Annotated in this window: 26 protein-coding genes; 14 read left to right on the top strand and 12 right to left on the bottom strand. The window is 60.0% G+C overall.

All coding sequences use genetic code 11. The features are described from left to right. Positions 1-17: 17 nt before the first annotated feature. From ACF8MC_RS17965 to ltnD, 5 genes are all read right to left on the bottom strand, one after another. The gene (locus tag ACF8MC_RS17965) at positions 18-1,388 is read right to left on the bottom strand and encodes a GntP family transporter (RefSeq protein ID WP_033646865.1); all 1,371 of its coding nucleotides are present in this window, start codon (positions 1,386-1,388) and stop codon (positions 18-20) included. A gap of 105 nt (positions 1,389-1,493) precedes the next feature. Continuing rightward, complete coding sequence (gene otnI / locus ACF8MC_RS17960; protein ID WP_164104726.1) at positions 1,494-2,270, bottom strand: 2-oxo-tetronate isomerase; 777 nt, start codon at positions 2,268-2,270, stop codon at positions 1,494-1,496. A gap of 3 nt (positions 2,271-2,273) precedes the next feature. Then, positions 2,274-2,906, bottom strand: coding sequence for an aldolase (locus ACF8MC_RS17955; RefSeq protein WP_033637668.1), 633 nt, complete (start codon positions 2,904-2,906; stop codon positions 2,274-2,276). Further along, positions 2,903-4,162, bottom strand: coding sequence for a 3-oxo-tetronate kinase (gene otnK / locus ACF8MC_RS17950; RefSeq protein ID WP_080432618.1), 1,260 nt, complete (start codon positions 4,160-4,162; stop codon positions 2,903-2,905). Before otnK ends, ACF8MC_RS17955 begins: the two co-directional genes overlap by 4 nt. Then, entirely contained in the window at positions 4,162-5,076 is a 915-nt protein-coding gene (gene ltnD, locus ACF8MC_RS17945; RefSeq protein WP_033646860.1) for an L-threonate dehydrogenase, read from the bottom strand. Before ltnD ends, otnK begins: the two co-directional genes overlap by 1 nt. 283 nt (positions 5,077-5,359) lie before the next feature. Between ltnD and ygbI the strand changes: the two genes are divergently transcribed. Next, the gene (ygbI, locus tag ACF8MC_RS17940) at positions 5,360-6,130 is read left to right on the top strand and encodes a DNA-binding transcriptional repressor YgbI (protein WP_033637671.1); all 771 of its coding nucleotides are present in this window, start codon (positions 5,360-5,362) and stop codon (positions 6,128-6,130) included. 149 nt (positions 6,131-6,279) lie between these two features. On the opposite strand, the gene ACF8MC_RS17935 is transcribed toward ygbI, so the two are convergent. The 4 genes from ACF8MC_RS17935 to ACF8MC_RS17920 all read right to left on the bottom strand — a co-directional run bounded on the left by ACF8MC_RS17935 (position 6,280) and on the right by ACF8MC_RS17920 (position 8,934). After that, positions 6,280-6,807 (bottom strand): hypothetical protein, encoded by a 528-nt coding sequence (locus ACF8MC_RS17935; protein ID WP_164104727.1) that lies wholly within the window; start codon positions 6,805-6,807, stop codon positions 6,280-6,282. Positions 6,808-6,929: 122 nt separating this feature from the next. Next, entirely contained in the window at positions 6,930-7,697 is a 768-nt protein-coding gene (locus ACF8MC_RS17930; protein WP_033637672.1) for a molybdopterin-dependent oxidoreductase, read from the bottom strand. Then, the gene (locus ACF8MC_RS17925; protein WP_033637673.1) at positions 7,690-8,295 is read right to left on the bottom strand and encodes a cytochrome b/b6 domain-containing protein; all 606 of its coding nucleotides are present in this window, start codon (positions 8,293-8,295) and stop codon (positions 7,690-7,692) included. Before ACF8MC_RS17925 ends, ACF8MC_RS17930 begins: the two co-directional genes overlap by 8 nt. Before the next feature lie 12 nt (positions 8,296-8,307). Then, positions 8,308-8,934 carry a hypothetical protein gene (locus tag ACF8MC_RS17920; protein ID WP_033653393.1) on the bottom strand — a complete coding sequence of 209 codons (627 nt, stop codon included), beginning with the start codon at positions 8,932-8,934 and terminating at the stop codon, positions 8,308-8,310. Positions 8,935-9,074: 140 nt separating this feature from the next. On the opposite strand from ACF8MC_RS17920, the gene ACF8MC_RS17915 reads away from it, so the two are divergent. The 9 genes from ACF8MC_RS17915 to ACF8MC_RS17875 all read left to right on the top strand — a co-directional run bounded on the left by ACF8MC_RS17915 (position 9,075) and on the right by ACF8MC_RS17875 (position 19,949). Next, positions 9,075-9,746: a heavy metal response regulator transcription factor gene (locus tag ACF8MC_RS17915; protein ID WP_033637675.1), complete on the top strand. Its 672-nt coding sequence runs from the start codon at positions 9,075-9,077 to the stop codon at positions 9,744-9,746. Next, positions 9,743-11,164 carry a heavy metal sensor histidine kinase gene (locus ACF8MC_RS17910; RefSeq protein WP_049196273.1) on the top strand — a complete coding sequence of 474 codons (1,422 nt, stop codon included), beginning with the start codon at positions 9,743-9,745 and terminating at the stop codon, positions 11,162-11,164. The genes ACF8MC_RS17915 and ACF8MC_RS17910 overlap by 4 nt, the downstream gene beginning before the upstream one ends. 516 nt (positions 11,165-11,680) lie before the next feature. Next, a complete protein-coding gene (locus tag ACF8MC_RS17905) occupies positions 11,681-12,520 on the top strand; it encodes a winged helix-turn-helix domain-containing protein (protein ID WP_047568591.1) in 840 nt (279 codons plus the stop codon). Positions 12,521-12,688: 168 nt separating this feature from the next. Continuing rightward, a complete protein-coding gene (locus ACF8MC_RS17900; RefSeq protein ID WP_049196270.1) occupies positions 12,689-13,318 on the top strand; it encodes a LuxR C-terminal-related transcriptional regulator in 630 nt (209 codons plus the stop codon). A 425-nt stretch (positions 13,319-13,743) separates the two neighbouring features. Further along, on the top strand, positions 13,744-14,331 hold the full coding sequence (locus tag ACF8MC_RS17895; RefSeq protein WP_033646847.1) for a common pilus major fimbrillin subunit EcpA: 588 nt from the start codon (positions 13,744-13,746) through the stop codon (positions 14,329-14,331). 77 nt (positions 14,332-14,408) lie between these two features. After that, positions 14,409-15,077 carry a hypothetical protein gene (locus ACF8MC_RS17890; protein WP_049196268.1) on the top strand — a complete coding sequence of 223 codons (669 nt, stop codon included), beginning with the start codon at positions 14,409-14,411 and terminating at the stop codon, positions 15,075-15,077. A gap of 50 nt (positions 15,078-15,127) precedes the next feature. After that, positions 15,128-17,647, top strand: a complete 2,520-nt coding sequence (locus ACF8MC_RS17885) for a fimbrial biogenesis outer membrane usher protein (RefSeq protein ID WP_080353504.1) — start codon at positions 15,128-15,130, stop codon at positions 17,645-17,647. Further along, positions 17,637-19,271: a hypothetical protein gene (locus ACF8MC_RS17880; protein ID WP_060429767.1), complete on the top strand. Its 1,635-nt coding sequence runs from the start codon at positions 17,637-17,639 to the stop codon at positions 19,269-19,271. Before ACF8MC_RS17885 ends, ACF8MC_RS17880 begins: the two co-directional genes overlap by 11 nt. Before the next feature lie 9 nt (positions 19,272-19,280). Continuing rightward, positions 19,281-19,949: a fimbria/pilus periplasmic chaperone gene (locus ACF8MC_RS17875; protein ID WP_060438937.1), complete on the top strand. Its 669-nt coding sequence runs from the start codon at positions 19,281-19,283 to the stop codon at positions 19,947-19,949. On the opposite strand, the gene ACF8MC_RS17870 is transcribed toward ACF8MC_RS17875, so the two are convergent. Beyond that, a complete protein-coding gene (locus ACF8MC_RS17870; protein ID WP_049196265.1) occupies positions 19,946-21,412 on the bottom strand; it encodes an ATP-binding protein in 1,467 nt (488 codons plus the stop codon). The genes ACF8MC_RS17875 and ACF8MC_RS17870 overlap by 4 nt on opposite strands. 3 nt (positions 21,413-21,415) lie before the next feature. Further along, positions 21,416-22,129: a response regulator transcription factor gene (locus ACF8MC_RS17865; RefSeq protein ID WP_033653386.1), complete on the bottom strand. Its 714-nt coding sequence runs from the start codon at positions 22,127-22,129 to the stop codon at positions 21,416-21,418. A 150-nt stretch (positions 22,130-22,279) separates the two neighbouring features. Between ACF8MC_RS17865 and ACF8MC_RS17860 the strand changes: the two genes are divergently transcribed. From ACF8MC_RS17860 to ACF8MC_RS17845, 4 genes are all read left to right on the top strand, one after another. Further along, positions 22,280-22,891 (top strand): cytochrome b/b6 domain-containing protein, encoded by a 612-nt coding sequence (locus ACF8MC_RS17860; protein ID WP_033653385.1) that lies wholly within the window; start codon positions 22,280-22,282, stop codon positions 22,889-22,891. A gap of 10 nt (positions 22,892-22,901) precedes the next feature. Beyond that, entirely contained in the window at positions 22,902-23,678 is a 777-nt protein-coding gene (locus ACF8MC_RS17855) for a molybdopterin-dependent oxidoreductase (RefSeq protein WP_033653384.1), read from the top strand. A 59-nt stretch (positions 23,679-23,737) separates the two neighbouring features. Beyond that, the gene (locus ACF8MC_RS17850; protein WP_033653383.1) at positions 23,738-24,028 is read left to right on the top strand and encodes a pentapeptide MXKDX repeat protein; all 291 of its coding nucleotides are present in this window, start codon (positions 23,738-23,740) and stop codon (positions 24,026-24,028) included. 65 nt (positions 24,029-24,093) lie between these two features. Continuing rightward, a complete protein-coding gene (locus ACF8MC_RS17845) occupies positions 24,094-24,564 on the top strand; it encodes a YkgB family protein (protein ID WP_033637683.1) in 471 nt (156 codons plus the stop codon). Between the two features lie 44 nt (positions 24,565-24,608). Here ACF8MC_RS17845 and ACF8MC_RS17840 read toward each other — a convergent pair whose 3' ends face one another. Then, positions 24,609-26,648, bottom strand: coding sequence for a choline transporter (locus tag ACF8MC_RS17840; RefSeq protein ID WP_033653535.1), 2,040 nt, complete (start codon positions 26,646-26,648; stop codon positions 24,609-24,611). Positions 26,649-27,000 lie beyond the last annotated feature (352 nt).

Below are 27,000 nucleotides of genomic sequence, written 5' to 3'. Positions count from 1 at the left end.
TCAGTATGCCAGAGAAATCACACCGCGAGCCACAACAGCCAGGTGAACAGAAAGCCGCTCAGGCCGAGCAGGGTGGTCAGCACCGTCCAGGTTTTCAGGCCGTCGGCCACCGACAGCCCCAGATAGCGCGTGACGATCCAAAAACCGGAGTCGTTGACGTGGGAAAGCCCCAGCCCGCCGAAACAGGTGGCCAGCGTCACCAGCACCAGCTGCAGCTGATTCAAGCCGCTGACCGCCTCCGACAACAGGCCGCCGGTGGTCAGGATCGCCACGGTGGCGGATCCCTGCGAAGCGCGCAGCGCCAGCGAAATGATAAAGGCGGCGGGCACCAGCGGCAGGCCGATGGCCGTCAGCACCTCCGCCAGCGCCTTGCCGACGCCGGATTCCACCAGCACCTTGCCGAACACGCCGCCCGCGCCGGTCACCAGGATCACCACCGCAGCGGTCGGCAGCGCAGCGCCCATCACGTCGCTGGCGTGTTGCAGGCTCCAGCCGCGGCGCAGCGCCAGGAAATAGAAGGCCAGCAGCAGGGCGATCATCAGCGCCACCGCCGGCGAGCCCAGCAGCGACAGCGTATCGCGCAGCGCCGAGCCGGCAGGCAACAGCGTGGCGGAGACGGTACCGAGCATGATGATGGCGATCGGGATGACGATCAGCGCCGCCACCAGGCCGGCGCCGGGCGGGTTGATGCGATCGCTGAGCGGCGCTTGCCCTTCCGGACGCGGTTCCGGCGCCGCCAGCTGCAGCTGTTCCAGCACCTCTATCGATAACGGATAGGTTTTTCGGTTGAGGTAGTTGGCGGCGAAATAGCCGATCGCGCCGACCGGAATACAGATCGCGAGGCCGATGATAGTCAGCCAACCGATGTCGGCGTTGAGCAAACCGGCGGCGGCCACCGGGCCGGGGTGCGGCGGCAGCGCGACGTGAACCGTCAACATCACGCCGGCCATCGGCAGGCCGAACTTCAGCGGCGACACTTTGGCGACCTTGGCGAAGCCGTAGATAATCGGCGCCAGAATGATAAAGCCGACGTCGAAGAACACCGGAATGCCGAGGATAAACGCGGCGAGGGTCAGCGCGGCGACGGTGCGTTTCGGCCCCAGCCCCTGGCTGAAGCGCTGCGCCAGCGACTCGGCGCCGCCCGAGTGTTCGATCATGCGGCCAAGCATCGCCCCCAGGCCGATGATGATGGTCACCGAGCCGAGCACGCCGCCCATCCCGGCGGTCATCACTTTCATCACTTCACCGGTCGGAATGCCGCTGGCCAACGCCACCAGCAAACTGACCACCAACAGCGCGACAAAGGGTTGCACCTTCGCCTTGATGACCATCAATAACAGCAGCACCACGCCGAGTACGGCAATCAGCAACAGCAGAGAGGTAGACATGAAAAAAGCCTTTCGTTGGGTAAGCGTTGGGCACCGCGATCGCCGCGTGGCGATACGGGTGCGTTTCATTGTTATAAAATCGATTTCCTGGTGTCGGCGGCGGCGTTAGCGGTAAGGTTTCAGCCAGCCGAGCCCGGCGGCGGTGTCGCCGCGCGGCCGGTATTCGCAACCTACCCAGCCTTGATAACCGAGCGCATCCAGCCTGTCGAACAGCCACGGGTAATTCAGTTCGCCGTCATCCGGCTCATGGCGATCCGGCACCGAGGCTATCTGGATATGCGCGTAGCGCCCGGCCAGCGTTTCCAGCAGCCCGCTGATATTGCCGTCCACTAACTGCGCGTGGAAAAAGTCGAACTGAATGAACACGTTCGGTCTCTCGATAGCCGCCACTGCCTCCGCCGCCTGATGTTGACTGGCGAACAGGTAGTCGGGCTTGACCGGTGGGCTGAGCGCTTCGATCAGCACCTTGACGCCGTGCGGGGCGAAGGCGTCGGCGGCATAGCGCGCATTGGCGATAAAGGTGTCGAGATAACGCTGCCGGTCCGCGCCCGCGGGCACCACGCCGGCCATCAGGTGCACGCAGGGGCAGGCGAGGGCGATGGCGTAGGCCAGCGCGCGATCGATATCGGCGCGCGCATCCTGCTCGCGGCCCGGCAGCGCCGCCAGCCCCCATTCGCCGGCGCCGACATCGCCGGGCGCGGTGTTGAACAGCACCTGTTGCAGGCCGTGTTCGCGCAGTTTTTCCGCCAACAGCTCGGCGGGATGCTCGTAAGGAAATAGGAACTCCACCGCGTTGAAGCCTTGTTCGGCAGCGGCGGCGAAGCGCTCGAGGAACGGCACTTCGTTAAACATCATCGATAAATTGGCGGCAAATTTAGGCATGGGTCAGCTCCGTAATTCGGCAATTTCATCATCGGTCAAATAGCGGATCGGACGATCGCCGAGGGTGAAGATCAGCCGCGCCGCATCTTCCATCTCTTCGGTATTGTCCGCCGCCGCTCGCAGGTCTTTACCCGTCACCACCGGCCCGTGGTTGGCCAGCAAAAAGGCGCGGTGGGTGGGCGCCAGGCGGGCCAGATCCTGCGCCAGCCTTTCGTCACCGGGGCGATAGTAGGGCACCACCGGCACTTTGCCGACGCGCATCACCACATAGGGGGTGAACGGTTTGATGGCGTTGTCGACGTCCAGCCCCTGCAGGCAAGAGAGCGCCGTGAGGTAGGTGCAATGCAGGTGCACCACCGCTTTGCATTCCGGGTTGTTCAGATACAGCGCGCGGTGAAAGCTGATCTCTTTCGACGGCTTGTCGCCGGACAGCCAGTCGCCGTTCAGGCTCACTTTAGACAGGCGGTCGGCCTGCAGCTCGCCGAGACAGGAGCCGGTCGGCGTCGCCAGCAGCGCGCCGTCCGGCAGCAACAGCGAGAGGTTGCCGGCTGAGCCGGTGGCGTAACCGCGTTGGAAAAACGAGGCGCCCAGGCGCACCATCTCTTCTCGTGCCTGCTGTTCGATGGTCGTGGTCATACTGGAAACTCCGTTTGCGCGCGCGTGAAGAAGGCTTCATCGCCAAAATTGCCTGATTTCAATGCCAGGGAAATGGCCCGATCGCTGGCGCGCACCCAGGGAACGCCGGGGGAAATGCTGGGGCCGATATGGAAGCCGCGAATGCCCAGCGCCTGCGTGACCACGCCGGAGGTTTCGCCGCCGGCGACGATAAAGCGGCTGAATCCCAACTGGCGCAGTTGCACTACCAGCTCGGCGAACAACGCCTCCACCGCCTCGCTGGCGGCGCTACCGTACTGCCGTTGCGTTTGCTGCAGCGCTTCCGGCGCTGCGGTGGCGTAGATCAGCGGGGCAAGCGCCTCCCCGGCGTGACGCTGCGCCCAATGCGCCAGCTCGGCGGCGTAGGCGGCGCGCGCCTGCGGATCGAGACAGCGGCCGATATCGATGGCCTGCGCCGCCGCGCGTTCGCGGTAGTGCGCCACCTGCCGGTTAGTCATGACGGAGCAAGAACCGGACAGCACCGCCGCTTTCTCGCCCTGCGGCGCGCCGGCCGCCTCTGCCGAACGCTCGCCGTTCTGCGCCCACTGCCGCGCCAGGCCGATCGCGAGGCCCGAACCGCCGGTCACCAGCTTCATCGTTTTCAACGCTTCGCCCTGGCTGAGCAGATGCCGTTCGTTGAGCGTATCCAGCACCGCGTAGCGCACGCCTTCCTGCGCCAATTGCCGCAGTTTCTCGCTGACCGCCCCGGCGCCGCGATCCATTTCCGCCGCCGTCACCAGCCCGCAGCGCCCGGTGGCCTGGGATTCCATCAGGCGCAGCAGGTTGCTGTCGGTCATCGGCGTGACCGGGTGATGACGCATGCCGGATTCGGACAGCAGCTGTTCCCCGACGAACAGGTGGCCCTGATAGACCGTGCGGCCGTTTATCGGCAACGCCGGAGATACCACAGTGAAACTTTCCCCCAGCGCGGCGAGCAGGGCGTCGGTCACCGGGCCGATATTGCCCTGCGCGGTGCTGTCGAAAGTGGAGCAGTATTTGAAGTAGAACTGGCGGCAGCCCTGTTTTTGCAGCCAGGCCAGCGCCTGCAACGACAGTTCGACCGCCTGCTCTGCCGGGCAGGAGCGCGATTTCAGGCTGATGACCGCCGCCTGCGCGCTGACCGGCGTTTCGTCTTGCGGCACGCCGTTCAACTGCACCGTCGGCAGGCCGTTTTGCACCAGAAAACTGGCGATATCGGTCGCGCCGGTAAAATCATCCGCGATTACGCCGAGCAGCATCAGATTGCCTCCTTTTTCTGCGGCAAATCGATGCCGGCAAAGATTTTGATTACCGCACTGTCGTCTTCTTTACCGTAACCGGCGTTGCTGGCGGCGGTAAACATGGTGAAGGCGGTGGAGGCCAGCGGCAGCGGGAAGTGCAGCGCCTTGGCGGTATCGGCCACCAGCCCCAGATCCTTGACGAAGATATCCACCGCCGATTTGGGCGCATAGTCGCCGTCGACCACGTGGCGCATGCGATTTTCGAACATCCAGGAGTTGCCGGCGGCGTGGGTGACCACGTCGTACATCACGTCCAGCGGGATGCCGGCGCGGGCGGCCAGCGCCATGGCTTCCGCTCCGGCGGCGATGTGCACCCCGGCCAACAGCTGGTGGATGATTTTAACCGTCGCGCCCAGGCCGATCGCCTCGCCGATGCGGTAAACCTTGCCGGCGATGGCGTCCAGCACGGGTTGCAGGCGCTCGAAGGTGGCGTCGGCGCCGGCGGCCATCACCGTCATCTGGCCTTCCTCCGCCTTGGCCGCTCCGCCGGAAACCGGCGCATCCAGCATCGGCAGCCCGTAGTCCAGCAGCCGTTGCTCGATCTGTTTGGCGTCATCGGCGGAAATGGTCGAAGAGACCATCACCGCGGTGCCCGGCTTGAGCTTTGGCGCCAGGCCTTGTTCGCCGAACAGGATCTGCTTCACCTGGGCGGCGTTCACCACCAGCAGCAGCACGGCGTCCAGTTCGGCGGCGAAGTCGCGCGCGCTGGTAGACGCGTGTTTTGCGCCGGCCTGTTGCAGCGCCGCCAGCGCCTGCGGATTCAGGTCCGCCCCGTAGGTGGTCAATCCGGCGCGGAGGCACGAGCGCGCCGCGCCCATGCCCATCGCGCCCAGCCCAATGACGCAGACGGCATAATTCCCTGGGTGTGTCATACTGCACTCCTGTTAATTTTAGTGATAATTTGTTTTGTTGTGTTAAATGTAAGCGCTTGACGGCCGTTTATCCGCGATCGATATCACAATAATTAACAATGTGTGAGACGAATTCTTCGTACGGTTTCTGGCCTGTATCAACATTATTGTTATGTTTTTAAATAAGTTTATGTTTTTCTGGCGTCACTGCGCGCGCCGTCACGCCGCGAAAAATTAGGGCTATCGGCGAACGAAAATTGACGTAAAATCACAATTATTATCACCGCAGCAACGAGAGGGAACCGTGATACCTGTAGAACGCCATCAACAAATCCTTGCGCTGGTATCCGAACGCGGCGTCGTCAGCATTGCCGAGCTGACCGAACGGCTGGGGGTGTCGCATATGACGATCCGCCGCGATTTGCAAAAGCTGGAGGAACAGGGCGCGGTGCAGTCGGTCTCGGGCGGCGTGCAGGCACCCGAGCGGGTGGCGAGCGAACCTTCGCACCAGGCCAAAGAGGGGATGTTCAGCCGGCAGAAAATCGCCATCGGCCGGCTGGCGGCGCGGCAAATTCCCGCCAATAGCTGTATTTATCTGGATGCCGGCACCACCACGCTGGCGCTGGCGAAGCAGATCGGTGAACGTGACGATTTGACGGTGGTGACCAACGACTTTGTCATCGCCGGCTTCCTGATCGAACACAGCCAGTGCAGAATCATCCACACCGGCGGCACCGTGTGCCGGGAAAACCGCTCCTGCGTCGGCGAAGCGGCGGCGCAGGCGCTGCGCGGTCTGTTTATCGATCTGGCGTTTATCTCCGCCTCTTCGTGGAGCATGCGCGGCCTGTCGACGCCGAACGAAGACAAGGTGATGGTAAAGAAGGCCATCGTCGAGGCCAGCCGCCGCTGCATTCTGCTCAGCGACACCTCGAAATACGGCAAGATCGCGACCTACCTGGCGCTGCCGATCGCCGCCTTTGACGCCGTCATTACCGACGAGGGGCTGCCCGCCGCCGCGCGGGAGGCAATCGAGCAAGCGGGGCTTGCGTTGCTGACGGCAGGGGAAGAAGAGTAAGAACGAACCGGAATCAGGATAAAAGTTCGGTATCGATGCCACGTGCGGGCGGTTCACTTGCTTCAACGCCGCCGCGTTCACGCCATTCGCGGCGCCTTTGTTCCCACCACTCTTCGTGGAAGGCTTGCATCTCTTTCAGGCGTTGTTCCTTAACGTGCTGCTGGTAAGTATGGGGTGTTATGGGGGTTATGCGGGATTTCGATGACATAGAGGCCGTCCTTTATAAACTCTATTTTGTATGAATAATGCCCTTTTTCAGCGTGTTTTTTCAACAGGAAATCATAAATTTTAGCTAATGCTGGCCTTAACGGTGTACTGAAGATGATCCTGGCATGATACTGATAAGCAAACTTGAGAAGGGTTTCCCCGATGCCAACGACGAATAAACGTTCGCGTTGGAGAAGGGTGTAATGCATTGCGGTATAGGTATCGAAAGCTGAGCGCTGGTGCCTGCTTGCGTCGCTCAGCGCCTTAACATCATAAAACTCCAGAGAGAAAGCATTATCGAGGAGAGTAGTGTCCACATACACTGGGGCAAACCAATGGTGCATGTTTTGCCCAATTTTCTTGAAATCCAAATGATAGATGGCCGTTTTACCATCACTTTTTCTTACAGTAATCTGATACCTGTATGTGTCTGCTATCCCTGTGTGTGACTCCCTCACATCAATCTCCATGATGAAATCCTTTTTACTATTATTTTTCCTATAGTTATCCCCTTTGTGACGAACCGATTATTAACTGCGGCGGAGAAGATCCTCCAGCCGCCGATGGAGCTTATGCGCAGCGCCGCGCAAAACTAAATGCCGCTGAACCAGTTGTAGCCCTGATCTTCCCAATAGCCGCCCGGATTGACGTCGCTGACGAAGATGGCGGCGATATGTTTGGCGTTTTTGAACCCCAGCTTGGTGGGCACCCGCAGCCGCAGCGGGTAGCCATAGTCCGCCGGCAGCGCCTTGCCGCCGAAATCCAGCGCCAGAATGGTCTGCGGGTGCAGCGCGGTGGCCATGTCGAGGCTGGAGTAGTAGCGATCGGCGCATTTGAAGCCGACGTAACCGGCATTCAGATCCGCCCCGACGTGCTGCAGAAAGGTGCGCAGCGGCACGCCGCCCCATTGGCCGATGGCGCTCCAGCCCTCAATGCAGATCAGACGCGTGATCTGGCTTTGCTGCGGCAGCCGCTGCAGCTGTTCCAGCGTCCAGGGCGCTTTTTTCTCCACTTTCCCCGCGACTTCAAGCCGGTAGCCGGCCAGATCGATCTCGGGGACGTTGTATTCCGGGTAAAACGCGTTGAAGGGGAAAGGCTGGGTAATCTGATCGGGCCGGTAAGTTTGCGCCAGCCGCTGGCCGCTGAACAGCCAGGCCTGCACCCGGTCGTTCCAGCGCGACATGGCCCACAGCACCTTATCCACCCGATCGCCGTCTTGCAGGTTGCAACCGGTGAGCATGGCGATGCCGCCCAGCGTCAGGCCGGAGCGCAGCATCAGGCGGCGCTGCAGATTGACCAGCTGCTTTTTTTGGTCCGGTTCCAGTTTTGGCGCGGTTGCCCGCGGCTTTTTCTCATTCATGTTTGCCACCCGTTATCATCGCCCACAGCGTTTTGGGCACGACGATCACCATAAAGACGTGGATCGCCACGAACAGGCCAATGCCGACCATGGCGAAGAAATGCACGTAGCGCGCGAAATCGAAGCCGCCAAACAGAGCGACCAATCCCTGCAGCTGAACCGGCTTCCAAATCGCCAGGCCGGACAGCACCAGCAATAGGCCCAGCGCCAGCACGCCGAGGTACATCAGCTTCTGAATGGCGTTGTAGTGGCCATGCCGGTGGCGCAGGCGCAGCGTCAACGCCAGCCAGATATCCTGCCGCAGCGCGCCGACGCGAAGCGGCAACAGATCGCGGCGAAAATGGCCGCTGAACAGGCTCCACAGCAGATAGCAGGCGGCGTTGAGCGCCAATAGCCACATCACCGCCAAATGCCAACCAATCGCGCCGCCCAGCCAACCGCCCAGCGTCATCTGCGGCGGAAAGCGGAAATCGAACAGCGGCGAGGCGTTATAGATCTCCCAGCCGCTCATAAACATGCACACCATGGCGAACAGGTTGATCCAATGAGTGATTCGAACCGGCCAGCGATGCACCGGCCGCGACGCGTTGGTTTTCATGGCTTTCTCCGGTTACATCGGCGGTACGGTGCCGTCTTTGCCGGCGGATATGCGGGTGGCGACGCGCTCGCCCTTATCGTTGACGGCGGAGAACAGCACGATGTGCACGCCCGGCTTCAGCAGGCTCAGATCGCCCGGATCCAGCGTCACGATCGGCACGTCTTCCGGCACGACGACGGTTTTCTGCTGGTTGCCGTAGGTGACGGTCAGGGTGCGGCCGTTGGATTTCACCAGTTTGCCGACGGTGCCGTTGGTCATGGTGTCCACTTTGCCGTCGGCGGATTCCCAGGCCGAGTGCCCTTCGCCGGTGCCGCGCAGGCTGGCGGCGAACACGTGCACCTCCAGCGCTTTGAGCGTGCCGTCCGGCTGCGGCACGGCGGCGGTGCCGATAAAGCTGTCCGGTTTGATGTCGTCCAGCGTGGCCTTGGACACGCTGAGCACTTTGGTCTGATCGTTCAGCTTGACGCTGAGCGTCTCGCCCTTGCGATCGGTCAGTTGCAGATTGCCGTCGGCCACCTGGCTGATGGTGCCGCGCAGCGGCGCGATGACCTTGCCCGGCGTTTGGGCGGCGGCGGCCAGGCCGCTGGACAGCAGCAAGGTGGACAACAGTAAACCGGCTATACGATGACGGGTAATCATAACGTTCTCCTGAAATGAGTTTGCCGGGTAAGCATGGTTGAGCCATTGGGTCAGCGCCATGGCCGTTTGATGACATTAATGTCATCAAGTTTGTCCGCCGAAGCTGCTAGTATTTTTGCAGACGTAACGAGGTGGCGAGCATGCGAATACTGGTAGTTGAAGACGATATCGGCACAGGGGATTACCTGAAGAAAGGGCTGAGCGAGGCGGGGTACGGCGTCGATTTGGCGCGCACCGGCACCGACGGGTTGTTTCGCGCGTTGGAGCAGGATTACGATGCGATCGTGCTCGACGTGATGCTGCCGGGGCTGGACGGTTGGCAGATCATCGAGGTGCTGCGCAAGAAAAGCGACGTGCCGATTCTGTTTCTCACCGCTCGCGACGGCGTGCAGGATCGCATCCACGGTCTGGAGCTGGGCGCGGACGATTATCTGATTAAACCGTTTTCGTTCACCGAACTGGTGCTGCGTTTACGCACCTTGCTGCGCCGTGGGCCGGCGCGCGAAGCCGATCATTATGCCATCGCCGATCTGCAGCTGGACGTGCTGCGCCGCCGGGCGGTGCGTCAGGAACAGGTGATCCCGTTGACCAACAAGGAGTTCATGCTGCTGCACCTGCTGGTGCGGCGCGAGGGCGAAGTGCTGTCGCGCACGCAGATCGCCTCTCAGGTGTGGGACATGAATTTCGACAGCGACACCAATGTGGTTGACGTGGCGATCAAACGCCTGCGCGCCAAAATAGACCGGCCGTTCGACGTCAAGCTGATCCACAGCGTGCGCGGCATCGGCTATGTCTGCGAGCCACGCTCGTGAACGGGCGCACTTCACGTCGGCCGGTATCGCTGACGCTGCGCACCGCAACGCTGTTCGCGCTGGTGGCCGCTTTGGTGGTGAGCGGGACGGGCGGGTATCTGTATAGCGCCATGCGCCAGGAAATGACGCTGCGCAGCGATCTGCAGGTGACCGGGCGCGTAGAGTATTTCCGCCATTTGCTGGGACAGCGCTTTCCTTTGGCGCGCCTGACCGCCAATAACGGCCTGTTTGAAAACATGCTGGGCAATGAACAGGACGTGCTGATTTTCCAAATTCCGGGGCAAGAACCGCTCATCAACGTGAACCCGGCCGGGGTGGCATTGCCGCCGATCGCGCCGACGCCGGCCGGCCAGGCGCAGACGTTGGCCGCCGTGCGCGGCGGGGAAACGGCGCAGGGGGTGCCGCTGCGTGCGGCGTCGGCGATGGTGCGCCTGGAAGACGGCAGCCTGTTGCAGATCTCCGCCGCGCACGTGATGGTCAACGAGCAGAAGATGCTGGCGCGTTACCTGTGGCGCATCGTCGCGGCGGTGGCGGTGGCTTTCCTGCTGATTGCGCTGCTGGGGTATGGGGTCATGCGCCGGGGATTGAAGCCGTTATGGCGCATGGCGGCGCAGGCAGCGCAGATTGCGCCCAATACGCTGTCGACGCGCCTCAGCGAGCAGGGAGCGCCGAAGGAATTGCAGCAGCTGACCCGTTCGTTCAATGCGATGCTCGATCGGTTGAATGAAGGCTATCAGCGCCTGACGCAGTTTTCCGCCGATCTGGCCCATGAGATCCGCACCCCGGTAGGGGCGCTGATGGGCCAGTGCCAGGTGGCGCTTTACCAGCCCCGCAGCGTGGAGGAGTACGAAACCCTGCTGTCGAACAATATGGATGAGCTGGAGCGCATTTCCCGCATGGTGGAAAACATCCTGTTCCTGGCGCGCGCCGGGGAGGCGCAGTCTGCGCTGAACTACGGCCGTCTGGATGTGGCGCTGGAACTGCGGCGGGTGGCGGATTACTTCGAAGGGCTGGCGGAAGAACGCGGCATCGCGCTGAGCTGCGAAGGGGAAGGCGAGCTGAAGGCGGACGCGATGTTGTTCCAGCGGGCGCTGAGCAACCTGGTGGCCAACGCGGTGCGCTATGCCGATGAAAACAGCCTGATCGCGTTGCGGGCTGAACGGCGCGCCGATGCCTGGTGGGTGCAGGTTATCAATCAGGGGCCGCCGATCGCGCCGGCACAGCTGGAAAAGCTGTTCGATCGTTTCTACCGCGCCGATCCCGCGCGCAGCGCCGGCAATCATGCCAGTGGGCTGGGGCTTTCTATCGTGCGCGCCATCATGACACTGCACGGCGGTGAGGTGCGCGCGCAGTGTTCCGCTGGCCAGGATGCTGCTTGCTTGACCTTTAGCCTGATATTCCCTTCATCAGTTCAATGAACTGCGCGAATGTTTTCGCCTGTTGCGAATAATGCGACAGGCGTCATTCGTAAGCTTTTCCTTTCATTATTATTTCCCCAGCGCCTTGGCTGAACCTAAACTTTAACATTTGCGTCGCGGCAAGCGCGTTAATTCATCAGGCTAATGCGTATGCCGGCTATATGTGATTGCGCTCAACATTCACGTGTTATTATTTTTTTATTAAAATTTAGTTCTTCGGCCATTTTTTGAGATGATTTTCCTTAAAGTTTGTAATTTGCGATATAAAAAACTAACTTTGTGGTTTTTATCACGTCAATATATCAATGGGCGTGGTGATTGGTTAACCTTTGGTTATGGTTTGCAAGAAAAATCCTATATAACGGTGGTGAGGTGAAAAAGCGTATTTCGTGGCGTTGATTGCGTGGTTTTTCTTGCCTGCATTTGGGTGTTTTTGCGAATTAACCCGATTTAATATTTCATTAACATTTGACGCCAAACTATAAATTATCGCTATAGTGAAAACATGTGAATAAAATGAAATATAGATTTAATGACCATATTCTCTTTGACGCAGACACCAGAACCCTTAGCCCAACTGATTTTTCTGACGATCCCATATCCATATCCAGTCCTTCCAAGCGGTTGTTGCTGCTGCTGATTGCCCACCATGGCGAGGCCGTGGGGCGTGAATTGATATTCAAGAAGGTCTGGGACGATTACGGCATGGTTTCCAGCAATAATAATCTTAATCAGTGCGTCAGCAAATTACGCCGGGTGATTAAAAATCTGGGCGTCGAAGAAGAGGTTATTGTCACTGTCCCTAAAGTGGGTTTTATGCTGCGTGATGAGATTACCATCGAGTCTTATGAGGAAGCGGAAGATAGACACGATGCAGAACCCGCCGCCTCTTTGCCGGAGCCTGCGCCCGAAGCGGCGATAAACCCGCCATCCGCAACCGTCATCAACCGGGCCACCTCTTTTTTCGGTGATTCCCGCCGCGGCTGGCTGATGATCTGTGCATCGGTCCTGGGGGGCATCCTCATGGCCATTGCTGTCACCGCCTATTTCAGCGGCTCGGAGGCCCGGCAGGAGAGCTACCTGGGAAAGTCCGGCAATTGTAAGGTTTTCATGTCCTTGCCTGCTGCCTCGGCGTCGGTCAACGCCAGCCTGAATCGGGACATTCTGGCTTACGCCGCTCACCAAACGGGGGAATGCAGCGGCGATGAGTTTTTGCTGGTGGTGCGCAGCAATCAGGTCAGGGCTTACATTTCCGGCATTTCCCGCTTATTCCTGCTGCGCTGCAAGATTTTGCGTGAACATAAAATGGAGATCTGTTCCGGTTTGGAAAGCGACAATGCCGAGTTTATTAATTGACCATCGATAGCCGTCGGCCCAACGCGATTGAAATGACGGTGGATATGACAAAAATATTACAGCATTGAAATTGAACGTTCGATTTTCATTTGGCGGGGTGCCGTGTGGCGTTTATCGAGAGGTATTTCCCTTTCTCTACCGCTTTCTACCTCATTATGGTGATTATGTATGGTTAAAGCCGATTTCGGTGATGCGCTGCTATTTTTTGAACCCAGCTATTTAGTGAGAACAGGAATGGAAGCATTTCTCGTTACCCGATCAAGTGACAGGTATTTTATCGATACCTTGAGCGAGCTGGAGGGAGCATTGAAAGGGGGGAAGCCGCGCGCGCTTATTATGGAGTTATATCATCAGAACGAATATTTGTATGATGTATTGCGGTTCGTTCTGACGGCAAAAAATGTCTGGCCGGAAATTCCCTTGGTGATTTTCACCGCGGTAGAACACCCCGGTATATTAGCGCTGTTAGCGACGGATGCGCGCATAGCTATAGTGGCAAAGGAGGAGCCTTTGCATTGCCTGCGTGATGCCATTGCGGCTGCGGGGGAGTTCTCCGGCTATCGTTCCCCGCATATTCGCGCCCGGTTGGCCCATTCGCCTGTCGCATTATCTGACGGTGAATGGCGAGTTTTGGCCATGATGGCTGCCGGCGCATCTCCACGAAGCATTGCCAACCTGACCCGGCGAAGTTACAAAACCATCAGCTCCCATAAACTGAATATTATGCGAAAACTGAGCCTCAATCAGGCCGGTTTTATGCGGCTTATTCTTACCCTGAGAACCCGCTATCCTTCCTGAAATGTGGCAAGAGTCACCTCTTCTCTGCAGCAGTCGATCTTCATTGGCTGCTGCTCTCCTGAGTTAATCCAATCAATCTTCTCTCCGCAACGAATGACGCGGGCTGAAATTCTGTACGGACATGGCAAGGATAAACAGGGCTGCTTTGTGGTTAAACAACAACCGCTTTGATGGGGTTAAACCACAATATGATTGTGCTTTCATCAAAGGCTTAATCCGTGTTTTAACGTGACTGGAGGTGGTTAAAACCTTAATTGCGGTATTTAAATCTAAATGTTTGAACTTTAATAGTTAATGATTCTTTTTTGATCGGCTGGGGATATTCTTGTGGCGTCAAGCAGACTGGCTAAACGCAGTGATGCAAACGGCTGGCTGAGAATGGACGAAAGAAAGAAAACATATTCAACATTGAAGGGAGTTATACCATGAAGAAAATGACACTGGCTCTGGCGATCGTTTCCGCCTTTGCAGCGGTCAGCACTGCTCAAGCCGCCGACGTTACCGCTCAGGCGTTGGCAACCTGGTCTGCGACCGCCAAGAAAGACACCACCAGCAAACTGGTTGTGACGCCGATTGGCAGCCTGACCTTCAACTATGCAGAAGGCATTAAGGGTTTCAACAGTCAGAAAGGCCTGTTTGACGTCACCGTGGAAGGCGATACCACGGCCACCGCTTTCAAACTGACCTCAAAACTGGTCTCCAATACGCTGACTCAGCTGGATACTTCCGGTTCTACGCTGGAAGTCGGGGTTAACTACAACGGTGCGGCGGTAGAGAAAACGGCTGAAACCACCATGATCGACACCACCGCCGGCATTTTGGGCGGCAATCTGAGCGCCCTGTCCAACGCCTACAACCAGGCCGGCCGCACCAGCGCGCAGGATCAGTTCACCTTCAGCATCATCGGCGCGACGTCAAACGGCACCACCGCCGTCACGGATTTCAGCACGTTGCCGGAAGGTATCTGGAGCGGCGACGTCAGCGTCGAGTTCAACGCGACCTGGACTTCCTAATCCCCCGAACGATCTGCACCTGGCAGGGGGGAGACCTCCTGCTATTTATCGCTCATCAACGCCAGTGGAATACCGCAATGACACGCTTTTCTCTCGCCGTCACCCTGATGTTAATGCTGCTGCGGCCGGCTTTGGCTCTCGATGTGGGTGAGATCAGCTCCTTCATGCCTGGCGACAGCGCGCGCCTGAGCAAGGAAATCAAAAACACCACCGACAGCGGCCGGCTGGTGAACATCAAGATCGAACGCATTTCCAGCCCCCTGGCCTCCGGTACGGCGATCCCGATGAGCAGCCGGGATGAAATGCTGCTGTCGCCCGCCAGCCTGATCTTGCCGGCCAACGCCAGCGACGTGATCCGCTTTTACTACAAGGGGCCGAACGATGCTCAGGAGCGCTACTACCGCATCGTTTGGTTCGATCAGGCGCTGAGCGAGGCGGGGCAAAACTCGGCTCGGCGTAATGCCGTGGCCACCACGTCGGCGCGCATCGGCACCATTTTGGTGGTGGCGCCTCGGCAGGATCGCTTCGCCTATCAGTTCGCCAACGGACGGATCAAAAACACCGGCAACGCCACGTTCAAAGTGGTGGCCTACGGCAATTGCAGGAACAAGCAAGACGGCAGCGACTGCAAGGAGAACTATTTCGTGATGCCGGGCAAGGATCGCGCCTTCAGCAAGGTTGACGTCAACGATAAAAAAGGGCGCGTCGCGCTGTGGCACGGCGAACAGTTTATCCCGGTGAAGTAATGCGCGCGTTATCCACGATGGATGCAAAACAATCACGCAAGGAGTGGCATGTGAACGCTGTGCTGTTGAAAACGCTTTTGGCTGCCGGTGCGCTGGCGCTGCCGACGCTGTTGCCTGGCCGTATGGCGATGGCGGCCGGTTTGACGCAGATTAACGGCGTGCTGATCCCGCAAACCTTCAGCCTGGCGTTGCGCGAGGGGATGAGTATTCCGCTGTTGTTGCATTATGAAAAGAGCGATGGCGTCAAAGACGACAGCCGCATCGGCCATGCCTTTCTCTACCTGGATCAGGACAGGCTAACGATTCGTCGGGTGACGCTGGAGGATAACGACGACGGCGCCCGGCTGACGGCGGCGATAGCCGGCCAGCTGCAGGCTTTGCAGGATGCGCCATTCGATCGGCAGCAGCATATCCGGATCGCGGACGACGCCTGGCTGGCTCTGGACTTCCGGCAGCTCAACCTGCAGCTGGTGGTGAAGGAGTCCGCGCTCGGAACGGTGCTGCGCGCCCGCTCCAGCGACATCGGCGCGTCCAGCGTGGATGCCGTAAGCAGCACGCTGGATTATAACCTCGGGGTCTACGATAACCGGGCCCGCGCCAGCGAAGGCAATACCTCCAGTTATTTATCGCTCAACAGCGTTACCGCGTTGCGTGAACACCACGTGGAGTTGAACGGTTCCATCTACGGTATCGGCAGCGGCGATGAAAACGCCACGCTGTACAAAGCGATGTACGAGCGTGATTTCGCCGGCCGCCGTTTCGCCGCCGGCATGCTGGACAGCTGGAATCTGCAGTCGCTGGGGCCGGTCACCACCATCAACTCGAGCAAGATTTATGGTCTGTCCTACGGCAACCGCGCCAACTCGACGGTATTCGATAATTCCCAATCGCTGACGCCGATCGTGGTTTTTTTCCCCTCGGCCGGCGAGGTGCATTTGTCGCGCGATGGGCGGCTGCTCAGCGTACAAAACTTCACGATGGGCAACCATGAAGTGGACACCGGCAGCCTGCCCTACGGCATTTATGACGTCGAGGTGGAGATCGTGGTCAACGGCAAAGTGGTGGATAAACGCATGCAGCGAGTGAATAAACTGTTCAGCCCCAATCGCGGCGCCAATGCGCCGCTGGCCTGGCAATTCTGGGGCGGGATGCTGCGCATGGACGACTGGCGCGGCGAGCGAGAGCGCCACCGCCCGGCAAAGGACTCTTATTTGCTTGGCGCTTCGGCTACCGGCAATCTGCACACGCTGAATTGGGCGCTGTCGGGGTATTCGTTTGACGGCAACGCCGTCGGCGAGAGCCGCGTCAGCCTGCCGGTGACCGAGTCGATTCAGATCAACCTGCAAAACATGGCGGCCTCCGATCGCTCCTGGAGCCTGGTCAATAGCGTCAGCGCCGCGTTGCCCGGCGGATTCAGCAGCGTATGGATCAATCAGGAGAAAACGCAGATTGGCGATCGTCTGTTGCAAAATGACGCCTATAACCGCGCCGTTGGCGGCAGCCTTAATCTGGGGGCGCTGTGGTCTCCGCTGGGCACCCTGAGCGCCAGCTACAACGACGATAAGAAGAACGACAGCCACTATTACAACGCCGACTATTACCAGAACATCTTTACCGGCCGCTTCGGCACGCTGGGCGTGCGGGCGGGCGTGCAACGCTACAACAACGGCAGCAGCAACGCCAATACCGGCAAGTACATCGCGCTCGATTTTTCGCTGCCGATGGGCAACTGGCTCAGCGCCGGCGTTTCCAACCAGAACGGCTACACCACCGCCAACCTGGCGGCGCGCAAGGACATCAAGGACGGGCCGATCCGCACCCTGGGCGCCAACCTGTCGCGGGCGATTTCCGGTGATACCCGCGGCGACAACCGCTTCAACGGTGGTGGCTATGCGCGCTTCGACACCAAGTATTCTGCCGGCACGCTCAACGTCAGCAGCTCCGCCGACGGCTACGTTAACAGCAGCCTGACCGCGAGCGGCAGCATGGGCTGGCAAGGGCGTGATATTGCCATCAGCGGCCGCAACGAAGGCAACGCCGGGATTATCTTCAATACCGGCATTGAAAACGACGGCCTGCTGACCGCACGGGTTGACGGCCGGATGGTGAAGCTGAGCGGCAATAAGAATTACCTGCCTTTGTCGCCTTACGGTCAGTACGACGTTGAGCTGATGAACAACAAAAACTCGGCGGAGAGCTTCGACATCGTCACCAAGCGCAAGAGCAAGCTCACCCTGTATCCGGGCAACGTGGCGGTGATCTCGCCGGAGATAAAACAGATGGTGACGGTGTTCGGCCGCATCAAGGCGGAGGACGGCACGCTGCTGGCCAACGCCTATATCAAGAACCATATCGGCCGCACCCGCACCGATGAGAAAGGCGAATTTATCATGGACGTCGACAAAAAATTCCCGGTTATCGATTTTACCCACAGCGGCAATCAGACGTGCGAAGTGGATTTGGATCTCAGCAAGGCGCAAGGCGCGGTGTGGGTCGGCGACGTGATCTGCACCGGGCTGAAAACCTATGCGGGCAATCTGTCATCCGGGGAGTCTGACCATGAGAGCTAACGTTGCGCTGTTGTTGTTGGCGCTGGTCGCCCCCGCGCTGCAGGCGGCGGTCAGCCAGACCAACTGGCCGGATGCGGCGGTAATGAAATTTGTCTTCGTGGAGAACAACGCCGACGACAACTTTTTCGTTACGCCGGCCGGCGGGCTGGATCCGCGCATGACCGGCGCCAACAAGTGGACCGGGCTGAAATACGGCGGTTCCGGCACTATCTATCAGCAGAGCCTGGGGTACGTGGACAATGGTTACAACACGGGGCTGAATGCCAACTGGCGCTATGACATGTGGCTGGAAAATGCGCCGATAAAGAATCCGTTCCTCGGCTTGCGCTGCATCAACTGGTATGCCGGTTGCAATATGGATACCAGCTTGATTCTGCCGCAGACCACCGACGAAAAGGGATTTTACGGCGCCGTGGTCACGCCAGGCGGCGCAAAATGGATGCACGGCATGATGTCGCCGAGCTTCTATCAGTATCTGAAGCAGATGGCGGCGGGTGACGCTTTCAGCATGCAGATCAACGGTTGCCAAACGTCGGTGGCTTACGACGCCGCGGCCGGCGGCCGTTGCCAGGATCAGGCCAGCGGCAACTGGTACAAGCGCACCGTCACGCACAGCAAGGCCGCCCACCTGCGCTTTATCAATACCAACGCCGTATCGGAGGTGTTCGTCAACAGCGATGGGGTGCCGATCATCGGCGAGGGCAATGCCGATTGCAAGAACCAGACTATCGGCGCCCGCTCGGGCATCATGTGCAAGATGGTCAGCTATGATTTGCAGACCGACGGCAGCGTCAGCAATACCTCGATTCATGTTTTCCCGGCGATTAACCATGCGGCGCTGTCATCAGCGGTGAACGCCGCCGACCTGCAGTTCAGTCTGAACGGCAACACCTGGAAAAACACGTCGGGCACCGGCAGCTACTATACCTTTAACGAACTGAAGAGCAGCAATGCCGTCTATGTGTTCTTCTCCAGTAACTTCTTCAAACAGATGGTTGCGCTGGGGATTTCCGACAGCGGCACTCGCGATCTGATCAATTTCCGTTTTCAGAACACCACCTCGCCGGAGTCGGGATGGTATGAGTTTTCGACCTCAAACCAGCTGATTATCAAGCCGCGCGATTTCAGCATCAGCATTATTTCCGATGATTACGACAACAGCCCTCATCGTGAAGGTTATGTCGGCCCGACGGAGCCGGCGCTGGAGTTCGGCTACCTGGTGACTACCAGCGGCAAAACCGCCGCCGATCAGGTGAGGGTGATGGCGACCGGGCCGACTCGGGCGATCAACGGGGTGAACTATTGCCTCTTTTCTTCCGCGGATAACAGTACCCAGGTGCCGTTTCCCGCCACCCTCGGCATCACCACCAGCACCAACGGCCAGCAGAGCTTCGCCGCCGGCTGCGATGGCCAGTGGCACGATATGACCAATGCGCTCTGGAGCAGCACCCCGTGGAATGATATCTCCGGCGAAGTGGGGGTGCTGAACAAGACCCGCGTGACCTTTAGCATTCCGATGAATAATCCGATCTCGCTGAGAACCGTCGACGGCAACGGTTGGTATGGCGACGTCAGCGCCGCCGGTGAAATTCATGTCGAAGCCACCTGGCGCAACATCAATTGAGGACAGAGCGTGAAACTTGTGCTGATAGGGTTGCTGTGTCTGTCCTTCCCCTTTACTGCCGCCGCGATCAATGTCGGCACCCTGACGTTTGCCATGGATCAGGATCGCTCATTCACCGCCAAGCGGGTGTTGAATAACAACCGCAGCGCGCGCCTGTATCAGGTGAGCATTCGCGCCATCGATCGGCCGGGAGAGCGCGAGGTGCGCAGCCGGCCGGCGGATGGCGAGCTGCTGTTCGCGCCGCGCCAGCTGACGCTGCAGGCAGGGCAGGCGGAGTACTACAAGTTTTTCTACCGAGGGCCGCAGGATAATCGCGAGCGTTATTACCGGGTATCATTTCGCGAAGTGCCGACCCGATTGTTCGAGCCGGGGCCGCGTCGGGGCGCCGGCGTCAACCTGGAGCCGATCGTGGTGATGGACACCATTCTGGTGGTGCGCCCGCGTCAGGTAAACTTTGCCTATCGGCTCGATACCCAGCGCGGTACGCTCACCAACACCGGCAACACCTACTTCAAGTTCCTGCTCAAGCCGGGCTGCAACAGCACGGATGAAGAGGGCGTCACCGAATACCTGCGCCCCGGCGATACGCTGACCCATGCCGGTATTCGGCTGAAGGGGCAGAAATTCATTATTTATAACGACAAATTTATCAGCGTCGATCGCAGCTGCCTCGATTAACGCGGCGGAATGGCAAAGCGGAAGCAGGCGCCGCTTTGCGCTTGTTCGATCAGCTGAATATCGCTGTCGTGCAGCTGCAAAATGCGCCGCACGATCATCAACCCCAGCCCGCCGGAAGGGCGCCGGGCGCCGCTCAGGACAGACGGGCGCACGAACAGATCGGCGCGCAGCGTCTGCGGAATACCAGGGCCGCTGTCGCTGACCTGCACCATCACCCGATCATCCTGCCGCCACAGCCGCACGCCGATGTCGCCGCCGGGCGGCGTATGGCGAATGGCGTTGTCCAACAGGTTGGTCAGCACCCGCTCAATCATGCTGAGATCGGCGAACACCGGCGGAATGCCGGGGGGAATGTCGGCGTGCAGCCGCTGGTTGCGCGCCTCCGCCGCCAGCTCGAACTTTTGGAACACGTCCTGCAACAGCTCGCTGAGGGAGAAGGGCTCTTTCTGCGGTTTCACCACGCCATACTCCAGCCGCGCCAGCTCGAACAGCTCCTGCGCCAGCTTGCCCACCTTGCGGCTCTGCGCCAGCGCGATCTCCAGATAGCGCTGCCGATCGGCTTCGCTCAGGGTGGCGGCTTTGACCGACAGCGTCTCCAGATAGCCGTGCAGCGAGGTGAGCGGGGTGCGCAGATCGTGCGAGACGTTGGCGATGAACTCGCGCCGCAGCCGATCCTGCTGCGCCAGCGTTTGCCACTGTTCGGCAAGGCGCTGCGCCATGCGGTGGAAGGCCTGCTGCAGCTGGCTGACTTCGTCGCGCCCGGCCCGTACCGCCGGCAGCGATGCGTAGGCCTGCACCGCCTCGATGCCGCCGCTGTCCAGCGCGCTGACCTGCCGGGTCAGGCGACGGATAGGGCGCGTCACCCAATAAAACGCCAAACCGCCGGCCAGCAGGCTGAACAGCACCATCAGCCCGGAGGTCCACAGCGCCATCCTGACCGCCGAGTTGAACTGGGCGTTGCTGGCCAGCGCCGTGTACTCTTCGCCGAGCAGCACCACGTACAGATAGCCTTCGATCCGGCCATCAACCTTTAGCGGCGCGACGCTGAACACCTTGCGCCCGTCCGCGCTGCGCGGATCGTCGCCATACACCGGCATCGGCGCGCCACCGAGCAGCGCCTGCAGCGGCGGCAGCGCGACCCGCTGCCGCTTCAGATGCCCGGCCGGCGCGGCGTTGCCGATAATCGTGCCCTGTTTGTCGAGCAGGTAAACCTCAACGCTGGGATTCACCGCCATCAGCTGATCGAACAGGGTATGCACCGCCTGCGGATCCGGCCCGTTCACCCCCAGCAGCGGGTTGCTGTCGGCAATATGCTGCGCCAGGTTGCCGGACAGGCGCTGGATCACCGCCTGGCTGTACTGGGTGCTGCTGCGCACCTGCATCCAGCCGGAAAAGGCGCAGCCGATGACGATCAGCAGCGCGAAGATCAGCGTGAGGCGTTGCGCTAACGTAAGGTTTTTCATGGCTCACTCTTGCGGCGCGGCCGCGAATTTATAGCCCATGCCCCACACCGTGAGGATGCGCTCGGGTTCCGCCGGGTTGCGCTCTATTTTGATGCGCAGCCGGTTGATATGGGTGTTGACGGTGTGCTCATACCCCTCGTGCTGATAGCCCCAGACCTGATTCAACAGGCTCAGGCGCGAGAACACCTGGCCCGGGTGGCGGGCGAAAAAGTACAGCAGGTCGAATTCGCGCGGCGTCAGCTCGACCGGCTGCTGGTGCAGGTGCACTTCGCGGGCGATGGGATCGATGGTCAGATCGTTGAAACTGAGCACGCCGGCGTCCATGCGCAGGTTGCGGCTCATCGCTTCCTGGCGGCGGAACAGCGCCTTGACCCGCGCCACCAGCTCCAGCATGGAGAAGGGCTTGGCCAGATAGTCGTCGGCGCCCAGTTCCAGCCCCAGCACGCGGTGTACCTCGCTGGAGCGCGCGCTGATGATGATGATCGGCGTGTAGCGCGTCATGGTGCGCGCCCGGCGGCAAATTTCCAATCCGTCCACGCCCGGCAGCATCAGATCGAGGATGAGGGTGTCCCAGCCGCCCTGTTCCAGCATCGCCATGCCCCGGTTGCCGTCGGCGGCGTGGCTGATGGCGTAACCCTCGTCGCGCAGATGCAGCTGCAGCAGTTCGGCGATGTCGCCGTCGTCCTCGACGATCAAAATTCGTTTTGGCTTGTCCATTCTCATTACCGCTGATTGCCCGTTTCTCTCTGAAGTCTACACAACCCCCACCGGCGGAGTTATCACATTTTATTTAACTTTGCGTGAGGTCTTGGGGAACAAATCCGGGGAATACTCGGCTCATCGCCTCATTGGTCGCCAGGAGTTCGCATGAGCCTCACTCTCACCCCGGAACAACGACAGACGGTGCATCCGCTGTGGCTGCGGTTGACGCACTGGCTGAATGCGCTGGCGATGCTGATCATGGTGACCAGCGGCTGGCGCATCTACAACGCCTCGCCGCTGTTCAACTTCAGCTTTCTCAATGAGCTGACGCTCGGCGGCTGGCTGGGTGGCGCGCTGCAGTGGCACTTCGCCGGCATGTGGCTGTTCGGCGTCAACGGGCTGTGCTACCTGCTGATCAACCTGGCCAGCGGGCGCTTCAAACGTAAATATTGGCCGCTCAGCCCACGGCAGTTTCTCGCCGATATAGGCGCCGCGCTGCGCGGCAGGCTGCAACACGCCGACCTGCGCCACTACAACATGGTGCAACGCGTGGCCTATCTGTCGGTGATGATCCTCGGCGTGATGAGCGCGCTGTCCGGGCTGGTGCTGTGGAAATCGGTGCAGTTTCCGCTGCTGCGCACGCTGCTCGGCGGTTATGAGGCGGCGCGCTATATCCACTTTTTCGCCATGTCGGCGCTGGTGGCCTTCGTCGCGATTCACCTGGTGATGGTGGCGCTGGTGCCGCGCACGCTGCTGGCCATGCTGCGCGGACGCTAAGGAGTGAATGATGGAAAAGGATAAACAGATCATGACGATCGATGAAGGGCAGGCGATCGTCAAAGAAGCGCAGCGGCTGTTGAGCGCGTCATCCCGCCGCCGCTTTCTGCGCAATGGCCTGACGCTGGGCGGCATCGCCATGCTCACCGGCTGCGATCTCAGCGACAACGCCAACGTCGAACAGGCGCTTAGCCACATGTCGCGCTTCAACGATCGGGTGCAGGGCTGGCTGTTCGACGGCGAGCGCCTGGCGCCGGTCTACCCGGAATCGATGATCACCCGGCCGTTCCCGTTCAACGCTTTCTACGCCGAGGAGGACGCGCCGGACATCAACGGCGACGACTACCGGCTGGAGGTGGCCGGATTGGTGCAGGACAAACGCGCCTGGAGCCTGCCGCAGCTGCACCGGATGGCGCAGGTCAGCCAGGTGACGCGCCATATCTGTGTCGAGGGCTGGAGCGCCATCGGCAAGTGGGGCGGCGTACCGTTCGCGACCTTCCTCAAGGCGATTGGCGCGGATCTGAGCGCCCGCTACGTCAGCTTCAAATGCGCCGACGACTACTACACCAGCATCGACATGGCCACCGCGCTGCATCCGCAGACGATTATCGCGCTGACTTATGACGGCCAGATCTTGCCGCGCAAGTACGGCTACCCGATGAAGCTGCGCATGCCGACCAAGCTGGGCTACAAGAACCCGAAACACATTCAGGTGATCGAGGTCACCAACCGCTTCCCGGGCGGTTACTGGGAAGACCAGGGCTACAACTGGTTTGGCGGCAGCTGAGGCGGCCGCCGGCCATTCTCCGGCACTCCGGTGCCTTTGACATGACGGAAGGAAATACCATGAAAAAGTTACTCGCAATGATGATGTGCAGCGCGCTGATGCTGGGCGTAGCCGGCGCCAACGCCGCTGATGGCATGAGCAAAGACGCGATGAAAAAGGACGGCATGAGCCAGATGTCGCACGACGGCATGGCGAAAGATGGGATGAAGAAAGAGTGCATGGGCAAGGACTGCATGAAGAAAGACAAGATGGGCAAAGACGCCATGAAAAAGGATGGCATGGCGAAAGACGGTATGGCCAAAGACGGCATGAAGAAAGACGAAATGAAGAAGGACGCGATGGGGCACTAAGCCGCCGCACTCCGCGGCCGCCAGCGGGCGATCCGCGGCGGCCGCGGGCAACATAAGGAGAGAGGATGATGCTGGCGACATGGCTGAGGCGCTTTCAGCGCTCGAACGGGGACGTTATCTTTATGCGCGCGGCGCTGGTGGTGATCTTCGCCGCCTTCGGCTACGCCAAATGGTTTGATTACGAGGCGCAGGGGCTGGTGCCGCTGATCGGCAACAGCCCGCTGCTGAGCTGGATGCATCAGGCGTTCGGCATCCGCGGCGCCAGCTATGCGCTGGGCGTCGCCGAGTGGAGCTTCGGTTTGCTGCTGCTGGCGGGATTCTGGTCGCGGCGGCTGGGGTTGCTGGGGGCGATCGGTTCGACGGTGACCTACCTGACTACGCTGACGCTGATCTTTTCCACGCCGGGTGCCTGGGAGCCTTCCGCCGGCGGTTTTCCGGCCATGGCCGGCGCCACCAGCTTTTTGATCAAGGATCTGGTGTTGCTGGCCGGTTCCCTGGTGCTGCTGAAAGCCGATTTGCCGGCCGAGCAGGCATAAAAAAGGGCGTAGCCTGGCTACGCCCTCTGGTTATTGATCGACCGTCACATATCCGGGAAGGTCAGGGTGCCCCCCGGCGCTTCGCGATGAATGTGCAGGAAGTTCAGGTGCTTCTCGTACTGGTCGAGGATATCGCCAATCACCTGTTCCTTGCTGTAGTCCATCAGGTCGTTGCCCTGGGTGCCTTCCATCAGGAAGGTTTCCAGCCGGTAGTAGTGCGATTTACCGGAGCGGGCGCGATAGGTGAAGCCCGGCACCGAGTAGCGCATCGGCCAGATCTGATAGATAAAGTTTTGTTCCTCGCCCAGGTGCACCAGCAGCTCCAGGTGGTTCAGGCGCTCGTCTTCGGTCGGCGGCACTTCGCTGAACTCCACTTTCGCACCGCGCAGCTCCAGCTCGCGCGCCACGTCCTGCATTGCCGGGCGGCAGACTTTATCCAACATTTTCTGCGTGTACTGGGTGCCCGGGTAGTTCATCACCCGCGACAGGCGCTGTTTCCAGTTGAGCACGTCGTGGCTGGAGACCGGCACCGGCGCCAGGGTGCTGAGCGCGCTGGCCTTGCGGTAGTCTTCCACCCGCAGCGATTTATACAGCCCGGCCATCACGAAGAAGATCACGAAGCTGAACGGCAGGCCCATGATCACCGTGGTTTTCTGCAGCGCCGGCACGCCGTCGGTCATCAGCATGCCGATGGTCAGCAGGCCGATGGCCACCGACCAGAAAATCCGCAGCCAGTTTGGCGCATCATTATTGATGTCGGCCAGGCGCGAGGTGAAGTTGCCCAGCACCAGCGAGCCGGAGTCCGCCGAGGTGACGTAGAACAGCAGGCCGGTGATGGTGGCCACCGAGGCGCTGAAGGTGAAGCCGGGGTATTGCGCCAGCAGGCTGTAGAAGCCGCGCTCCGGGAACTGCATCACTTCCTGCGCAAACTCGGCGTTGCCGTGAATGATCTGGTACAGCGCGCTGTTGCCGAAGATAGACAGCCACAGCAGGGTGAACACGAACGGAATGATCAGCGTGCCGACCACGAACTGGCGAATGGTGCGCCCGCGCGAGATGCGCGCCAGGAACAGGCCGACGAACGGCGACCACGCCACCCACCAGGCCCAGAAGAACAGCGTCCAGTTGTTCATCCACTCCACCGGCCGATCGAAGGCGAAGCTGTTGAGCGTCATGCCCATAAAGCGGTTGATGTAATCGCCGACGTTGAGCACCAGCGCATTGAGCAGGAACTCGGTATCGCCGAAGAACAACACGAACAGGATCAGGCCCAGCGCCAGCAGCACGTTCAGCTCGGACAGGATGCGGATGCCCTTGTTGACGCCCGAGGTGACCGAGATGGTGGCCATGATCACCGACAGCAGGATCAGCGAGCCCTGCACCGTCAGGTTTTCCGGGATCTCGAACAGCACCTTGAGGCCGTAGTTGAGCTGCACCACGCCGATGCCCAGCGTGGTGGCGATGCCGAAGATGGTGCCGAGCACCGCGGCGATGTCCACGCTGTGGCCGATCGGGCCATTGATGCGCTTACCGAAGATCGGGTACAGCGCCGAGCGGATGGTCAGCGGCAGATTGTAGCGATAGCTGAAGTAGCCGAGGGCGATGCCCATCAGCGCATACATCGACCAGCCGGTCAGGCCGTAGTGGAACAGCGTCCAGACCATCGCCTGGCGCGCGGCCTCCAGCGTTTGCGCGTCGCCTTCCGGCGGCATCATGTACTGGGTCACCGGCTCGGCGACCGAGAAGAACATCAGGTCGATGCCGATGCCGGCGGCGAACAGCATCGCCGCCCAGCTCATCAGGCTGAACTCCGGCTTGGACTGCTCCGGCCCGAGCTTGATCGAACCGAAGCGCGAAGCGGCGATAAACACCACGAACACGATGTACAGCGTCGCCGCCAGCAGGTAGTACCAACCGAAGGTGGTCGACACCCAATTCAGCGTGCGGGTGATCCACTGCCCGGAGAAGTCGGTGAAAAAGATGGTCATCAGCGAGAAGGCCAGGATCAGCCCCGCCGAGGTGAAGAAAACCACAGGGTTGAGGCGGTCCTGCTGCGGTTTGGAGGAGGTTTCGCGTGTTGTCATCGTCATCCTCTGAACTGAGTAAAATCGTGCCGCTCCGCATTTCGGGGCGCGTTGGCGCCGCCGGAAAACGGGCGAATGAAGGCGGCGGCCACCCCATCAGGAGGGCCTGAGTGACGCCGCTTTCGCCTGTTAACGAAGCGCCGGCGCGCTTCGCGGCGGGAACCGCTTACAGACACTGATTTTGGTCAGATTCGTTAATTACCTCACAAAAATCAGCCAGTTCCACAACCAGATAGTACAAATTTTTAACCAGGCGGCAATAAAATATATGCAATTTTTATTGAACGTTCAATCAAAAAAAAGTTTAATAGTCCCCATGATGACCTGAATCACGGGCGAAACGGCAGTGAAA

It is taken from the genome of Serratia sp. LACPHL-BACT-2024-00286 (genome assembly GCF_043109535.1).
GTDB lineage: Bacteria > Pseudomonadota > Gammaproteobacteria > Enterobacterales > Enterobacteriaceae > Serratia > Serratia sarumanii.
Note: the sequence above shows the minus strand (reverse complement) of the source record. Positions and strands in the feature narration are given on the sequence as shown.

Coding starts and splice junctions, on each gene's coding strand:
- ACF8MC_RS17890 (WP_049196268.1), top strand. CDS start 14,409: ATGACACGCTTTTCTCTCGCCGTCACCCTGATGTTAATGCTGCTGCGG.
- ACF8MC_RS17855 (WP_033653384.1), top strand. CDS start 22,902: ATGGAAAAGGATAAACAGATCATGACGATCGATGAAGGGCAGGCGATC.
- otnK (WP_080432618.1), bottom strand. CDS start 4,162: ATGCTGCTCGGCGTAATCGCGGATGATTTTACCGGCGCGACCGATATC.
- ACF8MC_RS17840 (WP_033653535.1), bottom strand. CDS start 26,648: ATGACAACACGCGAAACCTCCTCCAAACCGCAGCAGGACCGCCTCAAC.
- ACF8MC_RS17930 (WP_033637672.1), bottom strand. CDS start 7,697: ATGAATGAGAAAAAGCCGCGGGCAACCGCGCCAAAACTGGAACCGGAC.
- ACF8MC_RS17850 (WP_033653383.1), top strand. CDS start 23,738: ATGAAAAAGTTACTCGCAATGATGATGTGCAGCGCGCTGATGCTGGGC.
- ACF8MC_RS17865 (WP_033653386.1), bottom strand. CDS start 22,129: ATGGACAAGCCAAAACGAATTTTGATCGTCGAGGACGACGGCGACATC.
- ACF8MC_RS17880 (WP_060429767.1), top strand. CDS start 17,637: ATGAGAGCTAACGTTGCGCTGTTGTTGTTGGCGCTGGTCGCCCCCGCG.
- ACF8MC_RS17915 (WP_033637675.1), top strand. CDS start 9,075: ATGCGAATACTGGTAGTTGAAGACGATATCGGCACAGGGGATTACCTG.
- ACF8MC_RS17900 (WP_049196270.1), top strand. CDS start 12,689: ATGGTTAAAGCCGATTTCGGTGATGCGCTGCTATTTTTTGAACCCAGC.
- ACF8MC_RS17920 (WP_033653393.1), bottom strand. CDS start 8,934: ATGATTACCCGTCATCGTATAGCCGGTTTACTGTTGTCCACCTTGCTG.
- ACF8MC_RS17895 (WP_033646847.1), top strand. CDS start 13,744: ATGAAGAAAATGACACTGGCTCTGGCGATCGTTTCCGCCTTTGCAGCG.
- ACF8MC_RS17905 (WP_047568591.1), top strand. CDS start 11,681: ATGAAATATAGATTTAATGACCATATTCTCTTTGACGCAGACACCAGA.
- ACF8MC_RS17845 (WP_033637683.1), top strand. CDS start 24,094: ATGATGCTGGCGACATGGCTGAGGCGCTTTCAGCGCTCGAACGGGGAC.
- ACF8MC_RS17955 (WP_033637668.1), bottom strand. CDS start 2,906: ATGACCACGACCATCGAACAGCAGGCACGAGAAGAGATGGTGCGCCTG.
- ltnD (WP_033646860.1), bottom strand. CDS start 5,076: ATGACACACCCAGGGAATTATGCCGTCTGCGTCATTGGGCTGGGCGCG.
- otnI (WP_164104726.1), bottom strand. CDS start 2,270: ATGCCTAAATTTGCCGCCAATTTATCGATGATGTTTAACGAAGTGCCG.
- ACF8MC_RS17860 (WP_033653385.1), top strand. CDS start 22,280: ATGAGCCTCACTCTCACCCCGGAACAACGACAGACGGTGCATCCGCTG.
- ACF8MC_RS17870 (WP_049196265.1), bottom strand. CDS start 21,412: ATGAAAAACCTTACGTTAGCGCAACGCCTCACGCTGATCTTCGCGCTG.
- ACF8MC_RS17965 (WP_033646865.1), bottom strand. CDS start 1,388: ATGTCTACCTCTCTGCTGTTGCTGATTGCCGTACTCGGCGTGGTGCTG.
- ACF8MC_RS17925 (WP_033637673.1), bottom strand. CDS start 8,295: ATGAAAACCAACGCGTCGCGGCCGGTGCATCGCTGGCCGGTTCGAATC.
- ACF8MC_RS17935 (WP_164104727.1), bottom strand. CDS start 6,807: ATGGAGATTGATGTGAGGGAGTCACACACAGGGATAGCAGACACATAC.